The sequence below is a fragment of the Butyrivibrio sp. DSM 10294 genome (assembly GCF_028539135.1).
Taxonomy (GTDB): Bacteria; Bacillota; Clostridia; order Lachnospirales; family Lachnospiraceae; genus Butyrivibrio.
In genome coordinates, this window is sequence record NZ_JANSWL010000081.1 from 123,198 (window position 1) to 135,173 (window position 11,976).

Annotated in this window: 12 protein-coding genes; all 12 read left to right on the plus strand. The window is 44.5% G+C overall.

The annotated features are described in order from the left end of the window. Positions 1–40 precede the first annotated feature (40 nt). The 12 genes from NXH67_RS12755 (at position 41) to NXH67_RS12810 (ending at position 11,963) form a co-directional block, all read left to right on the plus strand. Complete coding sequence (locus NXH67_RS12755; RefSeq protein WP_272797607.1) at positions 41–2,470, plus strand: glycoside hydrolase family 3 C-terminal domain-containing protein; 2,430 nt, start codon at positions 41–43, stop codon at positions 2,468–2,470. Beyond that, the gene (locus NXH67_RS12760; protein ID WP_022777778.1) at positions 2,470–3,036 is read left to right on the plus strand and encodes a GtrA family protein; all 567 of its coding nucleotides are present in this window, start codon (positions 2,470–2,472) and stop codon (positions 3,034–3,036) included. The genes NXH67_RS12755 and NXH67_RS12760 overlap by 1 nt, the downstream gene beginning before the upstream one ends. A gap of 388 nt (positions 3,037–3,424) precedes the next feature. Continuing rightward, a complete protein-coding gene (locus tag NXH67_RS12765) occupies positions 3,425–4,915 on the plus strand; it encodes an alanine/glycine:cation symporter family protein (RefSeq protein ID WP_022777779.1) in 1,491 nt (496 codons plus the stop codon). Between the two features lie 141 nt (positions 4,916–5,056). Continuing rightward, complete coding sequence (locus NXH67_RS12770; RefSeq protein ID WP_272797608.1) at positions 5,057–5,503, plus strand: hypothetical protein; 447 nt, start codon at positions 5,057–5,059, stop codon at positions 5,501–5,503. Continuing rightward, positions 5,443–6,027 carry a BMP family ABC transporter substrate-binding protein gene (locus tag NXH67_RS12775; RefSeq protein ID WP_272797609.1) on the plus strand — a complete coding sequence of 195 codons (585 nt, stop codon included), beginning with the start codon at positions 5,443–5,445 and terminating at the stop codon, positions 6,025–6,027. Before NXH67_RS12770 ends, NXH67_RS12775 begins: the two co-directional genes overlap by 61 nt. Positions 6,028–6,035: 8 nt before the next feature. Beyond that, positions 6,036–7,346, plus strand: coding sequence for a GGDEF domain-containing response regulator (locus tag NXH67_RS12780; protein ID WP_272797610.1), 1,311 nt, complete (start codon positions 6,036–6,038; stop codon positions 7,344–7,346). 53 nt (positions 7,347–7,399) lie between these two features. After that, positions 7,400–7,795, plus strand: coding sequence for a hypothetical protein (locus NXH67_RS12785; protein WP_022777781.1), 396 nt, complete (start codon positions 7,400–7,402; stop codon positions 7,793–7,795). A gap of 484 nt (positions 7,796–8,279) precedes the next feature. Next, positions 8,280–9,212, plus strand: coding sequence for an Rpn family recombination-promoting nuclease/putative transposase (locus NXH67_RS12790; protein WP_022777783.1), 933 nt, complete (start codon positions 8,280–8,282; stop codon positions 9,210–9,212). Between the two features lie 801 nt (positions 9,213–10,013). After that, positions 10,014–11,048 carry a PD-(D/E)XK nuclease family transposase gene (locus NXH67_RS12795; RefSeq protein WP_272797611.1) on the plus strand — a complete coding sequence of 345 codons (1,035 nt, stop codon included), beginning with the start codon at positions 10,014–10,016 and terminating at the stop codon, positions 11,046–11,048. Positions 11,049–11,246: 198 nt separating this feature from the next. Continuing rightward, complete coding sequence (locus NXH67_RS12800; protein WP_022777785.1) at positions 11,247–11,381, plus strand: hypothetical protein; 135 nt, start codon at positions 11,247–11,249, stop codon at positions 11,379–11,381. 94 nt (positions 11,382–11,475) lie between these two features. Continuing rightward, complete coding sequence (locus NXH67_RS12805) at positions 11,476–11,646, plus strand: hypothetical protein (protein ID WP_022777786.1); 171 nt, start codon at positions 11,476–11,478, stop codon at positions 11,644–11,646. Between the two features lie 98 nt (positions 11,647–11,744). Then, the gene (locus NXH67_RS12810; RefSeq protein WP_272797612.1) at positions 11,745–11,963 is read left to right on the plus strand and encodes a hypothetical protein; all 219 of its coding nucleotides are present in this window, start codon (positions 11,745–11,747) and stop codon (positions 11,961–11,963) included. Positions 11,964–11,976: the final 13 nt, after the last annotated feature.

Sequence of the window (11,976 nt, forward strand, 5' to 3'; positions counted from 1 at the left end):
CGCCTTCTGATATTCAAACAAGCAAATGGGGATAAAAATCGTGAAATATCAGAATATCATTGAGAAGATGACAATTGAACAGAAGGCTGCTTTTTTACAGGGAAAAGGTGAGTGGCAGACCTGGGAATTCGACAGTCTTGGAATACCGTCAATTTTTTGCTCTGACGGACCTCACGGCATAAGAAAGCAGGCCGGAGCGGGAGACCACCTTGGACTTAACGCATCCCTTCCCGCCACATGCTTCCCTACAGCAGCAACAATAGCAAACAGCTGGGACACCGAGCTTGGAGAGACCCTGGGAGAGACTCTCGGTGAAGAGGCCATGGCCGAAGGCGTCAACGTTCTTCTTGGCCCCGGACTCAATATCAAGAGAAGCCCTCTCTGCGGACGTAATTTTGAGTATTTTTCTGAAGATCCATATCTTGCAGGCAAAATGGCAGCAGCCTATGTAAGAGGTATTCAGTCCAAAGGCGTATATGCCTGCCCTAAGCACTTTGCGGTAAATTCACAGGAGCTTCGTCGTATGGCCATGAACAGCGTGGTTGACGAGCGTACTTTAAGAGAGATCTATTTGACCGGCTTTGAGATTGCTGTAAAAGAAGGTAAGGCTAAGACAATCATGTCAGCCTATAACGAGGTTAACGGAACCTATGCCAACGAGAATAAGCATCTTTTGACTGATATTTTGAGAGAGGAATGGGGCTTTGACGGCATAGTTATCACTGACTGGGGTGCATCCAACGATCACGCTCTGGGAGTTGCTGCAGGTTCCAACCTTGAGATGCCCAATCCCGGCCTTGACTCCGCAAGAGAGCTTATCGCTGCGGTAGAAAGCGGCAAGATCAGTATTGAGGATGTGGATAAGAGAGTCGACGAGCTTCTTGACGTAGTTTATACTCTTACAGCTAATGCTAAGGATAAAAAGGATGAATTCGACATTCCTGCTCATCATGCAATAGCAAGAAGAGCTGCGGCAGAGAGTACAGTTCTTTTGAAGAACGAGGACAAGATCCTTCCTCTTAAGCCCGGCTCCAAGGTAGCGGTTATCGGCGACTTTGCCTTTGTTCCCAGATATCAGGGTGCAGGCTCCTCCATGGTTAATCCCACCAAGGTTGAGACCATCTCCGAGATCATAGGTAATTACGACCTTCAGGTTATCGGCTCCTCCAGAGGCTATTCCAGAAACGGCGAAGAGGATGCAGTGACCAAGAAGGAAGCTCTGGATATAGCAGCAAGAGCAGATTATGTCCTGTACTTCTTCGGACTTAATGAGGACAGTGAATCTGAGGGAATGGACAGAAACCATATGAGAATTCCTCAGAATCAGATAACTCTCATGCAGGAACTTGGACAGGTTAATCCCAACGTTATCGGTGTTATCAGCGCCGGATCAGCCATCGAGATGCCCTGGCATCATTACCTCAAGGCCATGATCCACTGCTACTTAAACGGACAGGCAGGAGCAGGAGCTGCTCTGGATATTCTTACCGGAAGCGTCAATCCTTCAGGTAAGCTGGCGGAGACCCTTTGTAGAAGATATGAGGATACTCCCGCTTACAGATACTATCCAAGCCAGCAGAGGACTTCAGAGTACAGAGAAAGCGTTTATGTTGGTTACAGATACTATGATACAGCCGGAGTGCCGGTGGTATATCCGTTTGGATTTGGTCTTTCTTATACAACCTTTGAATACAGCGACCTCACAGTCGGTGAAAACGGCGTAGCTTTTACCCTTAAGAACACCGGAGACAGAGACGGAGCCGAGGTTTCACAGCTCTATGTATCACTTCCCGGAGCTGAGGTTTTCAGACCTGCCAAGGAGCTCAAGGGCTTTGCCAAGACTTTCCTTAAAGCAGGGGAGAGCAAGAAGGTTGAGATCGCCTTTGACGATAAGACTTTCCGTTATTTTAACGTCAAGACTAATAAGTGGGAGGTTGAAGGCGGCAGCTACGACATCCTTGTAGGTGCCAGCAGCGCTGATATCAGACTTACAGGTGAGATCAGGAAGGAAGCGACCACCGACGTACTTCCTTACGTCAAAGAGTCTCTTAAGGCCTATTACTTAGGTAAGATTGAGACCGTTAACGACGATGAATTCGAGAAGCTCCTTGGAAGATCCATTCCCGATGGAAAGTGGAGCGGCAAGCTTGGAAGGAACGATGCTCTGTGTCAGCTCTATTACGCTAAGAGCGGTCTTGGAAGGCTTGTTTACAAGGTACTTACGAACAAAAAGAAGAAGGCGGATGAAAGCGGTAAGCCGGATCTGAACATTCTTTTTGTTTACAATATGCCCTTCAGGGCGATGGCCAAGATGAGCGGCGGTATGGTCAGCATGGATATGGTTGACGGAATCGTCAAGCTCGTGAACGGACACTTCTTCGGAGGTCTTGGCACAATTATCGGCGGTTTCTTCGGAAACAGCAGGAAAAACAAGGCTTATGAAGCTAAGATTAAGGGAGGCAACAAATAATGAAATTCTGGAGCAGTTTTGCAGAAAAACATCCCAAGGCAGCGCAGTGGATAAGAGAGGGAGGTTTATTCGTGATCGTAAGTAATCTGATCACGGTATTCAAGCTGTTACTTCTTATTTTCCTTCCCGCCGCATTTGGATTCCTTGGTGATAAGGCGTTCGGTTTTCCCGGAATCCCAATCACCATGTTTGGCCATACATTCCCCTGGTATATCATAGGATACGGCCCGGATGAGGGTGGTACGGCATACTTTGTGGCATATATGATCGCAATGGTGATCGGAGAGTTCATCAACTTCTTTATCCAGAAGTACTTTGTTTTCAGGAACTATGATAAGATCGGAAAACAGGCTCTTTGGTACATCTGTGCCTTCTGTGTGATCACCTGTATCGTTAACTCCCTTAACTGCATCTGGAAGGGCGGCATCACCTATGCTATTCCTCAGAATCTTGCATGGCTTAAGGAAATCGGAACCACAGTTCTTAACGGCGGTGTCAGCATGGTAGTATTTTTCTTTGTTAACAAGATCATCTTCCCTCAGACACCCAAGGAAGAGAAGAACTAAAACGTATTCGGCAAATTTAATGTAATCGGCAAAAAAGAGAGAACTCAGATCACTGAGCTCTCTCTTTTTATGATGTGAAGTCTATTTATTTCATCCTCGGAGGGGCGAGGCTATTTGTGGGAGGAGGCTATTCCGTGTATGGGGTTGGAATAGCCATGTGTAATGATTGAAAAAAGTATGTGTTGTGGGGATCAAGTAATTTGTTTTACTTGATGATCTTATATTAAAACCATAACCTAAATGCTTACTAAAGAGTTTGTGAACATTCTGTGAATGGGGTCTGACCCCAATTTTGGTTTGACTTTTCCGCTTTATCACTTTAAAATGGTACTAATTATATTTGTACTCGTGTATACAATCTTAAAAAGTGTTGTGGAAGGAGATGCCTATGAACGAATTTCTATCTCAGGTGGAACAGATCAATGGTGCAGTGAACGGCTTTGTATGGGGGCTTCCCATGCTGATACTTTTATGTGGAACGGGAGTCTTGATGACCTGTTTGACCAAGTTCTTCCAGGTAAGTCATTTTGGTCACTGGGTGAAGAACACCATCGGAAGTATTTTTACCAATTCTCATATAACAGCGCATACAGCCAAGGGAGATATGCAGATTTCCCAGTTCCAGAGCCTGTGCACGGCGCTGGCAGCAACTATCGGAACAGGTAATATCGCAGGTGTTGCGGCAGCTATTGCGGCAGGTGGACCGGGAGCTATTTTCTGGATGTGGATCGTAGCGTTCTTCGGAATGATGACCAACTTCTCCGAGAATGTCCTCGGTATCTACTATAGAAGACGTAATGAGAAGGATGAGTGGTGCGGCGGCGCCATGTACTATCTTAAGGACGGACTTGGGGCCAAAAGAGGCTGTGCACAGATCGGAGCTGCTCTTGCAGTACTGTTCAGTGTCTTCTGCGTTCTTGCATCCTTCGGCATCGGCAATATGAGCCAGATCAATTCCATTGCTGTCAACATGAATTCAGCATTTAACATTCCATACTTCGTAACAGGAATCATCCTGATGGCTCTTGCAGGTCTTGTAATCGTTGGCGGACTTAAGAGAATCGCCTCCGTAACAGAGAAGCTCGTACCTTTCATGGCAGTTATCTATGTTGTAGGAGCAATCATCGTTCTTGTGGTTAACTTTGATAAGGCCGGCGCAGTTTTTGCAGCTATCATAAAAGGAGCCTTCGGAATGAGGGCAGTTGGCGGCGGTATCGTAGGAAGCGGTGTTGCCATGGCTGTTCAGTGGGGAATGAAGCGAGGCGTTTTCTCCAACGAGGCAGGTCTTGGTTCCTCAGTTATGGTTCATTCAAGTTCCAATGTTCGTGAGCCCGTTATTCAGGGTATGTGGGGTATCTTCGAGGTATTTGCAGATACCATCATCGTATGTACACTTACTGCTTTTGCGGTATTGTCCAGCGGTCTGGTTGATCTTGATACCGGCAAGGTCCTTTCAGAGAACGTTTCCACAGCTCTTGTGGCTGAGGCTTTCTCAACAGTATTTGGCGGCGCAGGCTCTGCTTTTATCGCAATTGCAATCTTATTCTTCGCCTTCTCAACTGTTCTGGGCTGGAGCCAGTACGGCAGCAAGGGATTTGAGTATCTCTTCGGAACCAAGGCGGTTAAGGGCTATCAGATAATCTTCGTTGTATTCATAGTTATCGGAGCTACCATGGATCTGTCACTTGCATGGGATCTGTCTGATACCTTCAACGGAATGATGGCAATCCCCAACCTTATCGGTGTTATAACCCTTAGCGGCACCGTTATGAAGATCACCAAGAACTACGTTGACCGCAAGCTTCGCGGCAAGGATGTGAAGCCTATGCTTTCCGCCCTCGATGATATTCAGGAACTTCACGAAAAAGAGATCGGCTGAAAACCTCTATTTTACACTTATTTTATTCATAGTTTTTCTGCATTTTATAGAAGCATTCTATAATGATTTCGAGTATTATCGGTTAAAGGTATACAGAATACATGATTAATTGTCATTACTTTCAAGGATGAGGATGATGATATGCGGAGAACTGTTCGGGTAATAGTCGCGGCTATGCCGGTCTTTTTTGGAATCCTGGTGGCAGCGCTTTTTTCCATTGTGCTTTTTATTCTTTTTTCCAACAGACCGCAAATAGACAAGCCGGTGAAGATCGGCGGAGTTTTCATTGATTCCATAGAGGATGACGGATGGAGTGAGATCCATTACGAAGGCCTCAGCGAAGCATGCAAAGAACTTGATCTTCCCCTTGAGATCGTGGAGCATGTGGATGAGACCGCAGAGGCCACAGCGCCTGCAGTTGCGGAGCTTGTGTCCAAGGGCTGCAATTGTTTTTTCCTTACCAGTGGCGGTTTTGGTAATAACTGCCGTAAGATAATCGAGAGCTATCCCAACGTGTTTTTTTTACCGTGTCCACTGAATGTGACGCGTCCAATGTATATACCTATTTCGGAAGAATCTATGAGATGAGATATCTGGCCGGTATCATTGCCGGCTCCATGACCAAGACCAATGTCCTTGGCTTTGTGGGAGGAACCAACACTCCCCAGGTGGACAGAGGTGTCAACGCCTGTTATCTTGGCGCCAAATCAGTTAATCCCGATGTAAAACTTAAGGTCCGTTTCATCGGCTCCTGGAGCGATGAACAGGCAGAGCGTGAGGCGGCTGAGAAGCTGATATTCGAGGACGGTGCCGACACCATTTTGCTAAAGGGTAAGGTAAGTGACACCGGCATCGGTATGAAACCTGAGGATATTGATAAGAAGGCCGATGAGATCGAGGAGTATTACTTCAAGGACGACTTCGAGAATTATGGCATCAAAGTGCATGCACTTAAGAGCGCTTCAAGGCTGATAGGAGCCTATGACCTGTCCGACAAGGCCAAGGCCCTTGAGGAAGCCGTGAAGGAAGGCAATATAGATTATGTCAGAGACAACAACTACGAACTGATATCGCAGTACAGGTCCTACAAAGACCTGCTTAAGTATATTTGAGGTGGCAAATGAGCGATAAAAAGATTCTTGTGGTGGACGATGACGAGATAGTACGCATGCAGACCAGGGGCATACTGTCCCGCAAATATGAGGTGGTCATGGCGGATTCCGGCGAGGCAGCCATAGAGCTGTACCGTAAGGAGAAGCCCGACATGATCCTCTCTGACCTTATGATGCCCGGAATGGACGGCTTCCAGATGGTGGAGACATTAAGGGAAAAATATGACCTTATCATCCCCGTCATGTTCATGACAGGCCTATCCAGCGACGAGAGCGAGGAAAAGAGTCTTACCAACGGCGCTGTTGACTATATCAGAAAGCCCTTCAAGGCAGACGTACTCCTTCGGCGTATCGACAACATCATGGACAACATGGAGCGCCTTAGTGGCCTTCGAAAGGCTGCGGAGAATGATCTCATGACAGGCCTCTACAACAAGACTACTAGTGCAGAGAAGATAGGCGAGATCGTAAAAAGCGGCAACGGCATTCTCATGATGATAGACCTTGACAGCTTTAAGCTGGTAAACGACATCTACGGCCATGAAAAGGGCGATATGATCCTTATCAAGTTCGCAGAAATCCTTCGCAGCGTCATGAGATCCACCGATATCGTGGGAAGAATCGGCGGCGACGAATTCATAGCCTTTTGCCAGAACACCAGAGACGAGAGGATGCTCAAGGAAAGAACCGAGTTCCTTAACCGCAAGATTGTTAGCTACGCAAAAGAGTGCCTTGCAGAGGATATGAACATCCCCCTTGGCTGCTCTATCGGTGCCTGCATCTGTCCTGATGAAGGTAATGATTACACCATGCTGTTTAACAAGGCTGACCAGGCCCTCTACGAAGTTAAGCAGAACGGCAAGCACGGCTTTAGCATCTACAGGCAGAACGATGCTGACAAGAAGGATAATGAGTCCCACAACAGCACCACCGATATCAGAATGATCCTGGGCGAGAGAGCAGGACAGAAGGGAGCCTGTGTTGTTCCTCTGGAATGCTTCACAACTCTCTACAGATTCCTTATAAGATTTGAGCGAAACTATGCCTTTGGCATGTATTTTCTTATATTCACCCTAAGCAGCGACAAGGGTCCCATCGGAGATTATGTGGACAAATTTGTTGAGGTGGAATCCTCCTGCCTTAGAGGAAGTGACGTCATCACCAAATATGGTGAGGACAAGGTCCTTACAATGCTGATGAAGACAACGTCTGAGGATTATAACATTCCCGTGGACCGACTTATGAAGAAATGGAATGAGACGGAAGGCGCCGGGGATGTAACAGTAAAGCTCGATGCGGAGAGACTTTTTCTGGAGTAAGTTATGAATTATCTGCACAAAAATCCCAAGGTCAGTGTCCCCCTATAGAGGAGATGGTTTCTCCATACATTGAACTGATCGGCCAGATAGATGCCATAGCAGCCGGTACCGCTCTGACCAATCCCACCGATCAATATGTGCAGCTCAAGGAATATATCATGGGCTTCGTATTCGAGATCCTCGCAATGTTTATCTGTTATCTAATGGCCAAGGCAGTGCTTCTCATTGCCAGAGTCGTCATATATCACAATAAGGAAAACAACGAAAGACCCCTTCTCCCCTGCCTTGCCTGGGGAATCGTGGAGGGCGTACTGTACATGGATGTTTACCTTATGATCATCACGAGACTTGAGTTCTTTAACTTCGGTAAGCTTGCTATGGGCTGGATCACCCAGGATAAGATACTGAGTTTTCTGTTTGAGCATAATGTCATTGAGTTTTTCATATAAAATCCCTGTATGAAGAGAGATAAGATCAGTGAAGAAAAGGCGAATAATAATGTGCCTGGCACTTGCAGGAAGGAAGCGTAACGGAGGCGTAGCGGAATTGGAGAGAAGCCATGTAGTGGAGGCCTGTTGGTGCCAGGCATTTTGAGAGTGATAGCGGAGAATGTAGGATTTCCGGGGTGGGGGATGTCTGCTTGGGGACTGTCCAAAATCTACAATATACCGTTAATTTCTTAAGAAAACGCCTCCAAATCTTAAGATTCTGTTCGATTGCGTGTTCGAAAGTTTCTGTGTTATATTTTTTCAGTCGTCAGGATACTACCTGACAAAACATCTATTATTTCAAGGCCTCATCGCCCATAAGTCCCAAGTTATGAAGACTTAAGAAATAACCCAATACGGCAATGATCCGCAATCATGCCCGGATACTAAATCTTGGCGCTTGAAAGGGAAATGCTGAAAAATTATAATTAAAGGAGAACGAAAATTGACAACAACTACAACAGGGATCAACAAAAAGTATAAGGACAGGCTTTTCAATTTTATTTATGGCAATCCTGAAAACAAGGAATGGACTCTAAGTCTATACAATGCTGTAAATGGCTCAGACTACACGGATCCATCATTGATTGAGTTTAACACCTTGAGCGATGTACTCTTTATGGGCATGCAGAATGATACATCATTTATCATTTTTGATATTATGAGCGTGTATGAACATCAATCGACTCTGAACTATAATATGCCACTGAGGATGCTTCAGTATGTAGGAGAACTGTATTCCGGACATATTGCAAAGCACAAGTTAAACAAATATGGGCAAAAAAGGATAATGCTCCCTGTTCCGAAACTTGTGGTGTTTTATAATGGCGGAGATTATACTGAAGATGAGGTTATACTAAGGCTGAGTGATTCCTTTAATCCCGATTACAGGGAAACTGCAGATGTAGAAGTTAAGGTTAGGATGATAAACGTGAACTATGGCAGAAATAAAGAGCTTATGAAGAACTGCAAGACTCTGAATGAATATGCCTGGTTTGTGGCTTGTGTTCTTAAGAACTTGGTAGAACACGATATAAAGGCTGCAGTCAACATAGCGCTTGATGAGATGCCCCAAAATTTTGTAATTCGAGATTTCCTTTTTTCGCACAGACAGGAGGTTGAAGGTATGCTTGATACTGAATACAACGAAGCAGAGGTTATGGAACTGTTTAGAGCAGATGGGGAAAAACAAGGAATTGACAAGCATCTTATTACTCTGATTTGCAAGAAAATAAAAGCAGGGAAACACATTGAAGAAATTGCAAATGAAGTGGAGGAAAGTGTTGAAGACATTGCTCCAATCTACAATATTGCAATAGATTTTGCTCCTGATTACAGTGTAGAGAGAATATATGAAAAACTGAAAGAAGAAAAGTAATACTCACATATTTAAAGTAGAATGAAACTATCTAATGATAGTATCTCCGGCAGTTCAGAAATGGGCTGCCGTTTTTATTTGCGATAGCTCTCACAGCAAGCATAGGCTGCGCTCTCCAAGCAAAACAATTAATTGCGTCCGGCCGGGAGAGGATAAACTAGGCTGGCCGGTGTGTGGAGAGAGGCAGCTGTCTTCCTGTATGATGGCGCAATTTATTTCATTCCCGAAGGGAATTTCATGCCGCAAAGCGGATTTTCACTCGCCGAAGGGTATTTCATTCTCAAGTATATTGTATCCAAAAGTATCATGAAACCGTACAATTCTTAAGAATTCTTAAGATTGTGACCGGTATGTGAACAGCGCATGAGATGCCGGATGCTGGACGTTTCTTTGGTGCTGTTTTATTCCTGATAACGCAATACCGCAAAATACTTAAGATTCCTTAAGAATTGTTTACAAACCCGCATAAATACTGTATTGTATAGATGTTGGATGTGAAAAAACTAATTACGTAATCTGCTCCATCGTGAGTAACTTATTATGTTGACGGCGTGTCCAATTCGCTACATAACATTTCGGCATGATAAGTATCTTCCAAACATAAGACCATAGGGATTGTCAGTACCCACCACAACGCACGAGCCATGACTGATATTTGGCTGATTATGTGCTTTCTTAAGGCTACCATTTTTCTAGGGGCGTCTTCAAACCTATGGGCTGAGTGTTTTGTCTCGAAAAAAATGAAAGCATACAACAGAAAGGAAAAGCATGCAAAGTAATAACTTATCACAATTCTTCCCTATGATCAGGACCAGAGTACAGATCCTTGCAGAGATCAACAGCACTCCCGCACTCAGAAGTATATTTGAGAAATGGTCCTCGCAGCAGCAGGAACGCTTTCTTGATATATGCTGTGGAACCAGAGGTTGTAAACTTCTATATGATAGTTATTTCAAAGAAATCCTAAATCCTGATACTACACCGGAAAGACTTTCAGACCTTCTTAGCATTATCCTAAAGAGGAAAGTTACAGTAAAATGCCCGCTTCCCAACGACAATTCCCGCATCGGTGATGAACTGTCCCTTGTGATAACTGATATCGTTGTGGAACTGGAGGACGGCTCGATTGCAAATATCGAGATTCAAAAGATCGGTCTTACCTTTACCGGAGAAAGGTCATCCTGCTATAGTGCGGACCTGCTTCTTAGACAATACAAGCGAGTCCGTGATGAACGAAAGAAAAAGTTCAGTTACAAGGATATTTGTCCTGTATATACAATTGTCTTTATGGAAAGCAGCCCATCTGAATTCAAAGAGTATAGGAATGCTTTCATTCATACCTTCAGATCTGTGTCAGATTCCGGGTTAAAGCTTAACATGCTTCAAAATATAGTTTTTATTCCCGTTGATAATTATCTCGATAAACTTCATAATAGAGGTAGTATAGATGGAGAATTTGAAGCATGGCTAACATTCCTTGGATGTGATGAACCGGAGTATATTATCAAACTTATCAAGGAATATCCATATTTCGAGCCTCTATATCGTGACCTGTACAACATGTGTTTAAATGTGGAGAAGGTGATGGGAATGTTTTCTGAAGAGCTTAGGATTATGGATCGAAATACGGCGAAGTATATGATTGATGAGCTACAGGATGAACTTAATGATACAAAGGCGGCTTTGAATACTGCAAATGCAACCATTGCTGAGCAGGACGCCACTATCGCAGATAAAGATGCAAAGTTAGCAGATAAAGATGCAAAGATAGCAGATAAAGATGCGACGATAGCGAAGCTCATGGCGGAGAATGAAGCTTTGAAGAAAATGAGATAATGGTTGAGACAGAGCCTTGGTGTCAGGCACTTTGATAGCGATAGCGGAGGATGCCGGATTCCCGTGGGGACGATGTCTGCTTGGGGACTGTACCGAATCACCTAAATGTGAGAAAAAGTGTATCATTTATCAATAAAAAGTTATATTATTGTAATAGAAACAGTATGACAAAGGCAATAAAACATAGGAGAATGCACCATGAAACTTATTTTTAAAATAATCGTAGTCCTATTAAACAGCTTGTTTGCATTTTTTGGAATGCTCTGCCTACTGGAGATGATTGAAAGGGAGATTACGCCTCAGGACTCATTGGTTGGTCCCGAGGATTTCTAAGGCTTATAGGTAAATTGCAAATGTATTATGTGCGGCAGCTCAGAAATGGGCTGCCGTTTTATTTCACCGTTATAGCTCCCACAGCCTGGCCCACATGTTCACAGACCTGAACTACTCCGTTCTCTACGAAGGCATCGAGAATGAAGACGATGAGAACAGATGTAACAATATGTACGCCAGATACCTCCAGGGCTACAAGTATTCCAAGCCAATACCTATCGAGCGCCTTACAGAGTTCTTTGATAAGAGGCAAAAAGAAGCTTAACGGCTACCTGTGAAACTACTGTGATAAAACTGTGATAATTCTCCTGATATCATTTTCTTATAAACAATAAGTTTGAGAGGGAGAATATAGAAATGGGAATGATCACTAAAATCTTATCATTGGGATTCACAGTTATAGTATTACTTGTAGGAAGCATGACACATTCAGACGAGAAGGCCTCTGAGGCAGCACATGAGATAGAGACACAGGCCATGGAGATCGCCTGCCACCACTGCCACAGAAACATCACAGTGGATATCAGTAAGGACAGCGCTGTATGCACCTACTGTCATGAAGTTAACGAGTTCGACGGCTGATATAAACCCCGAA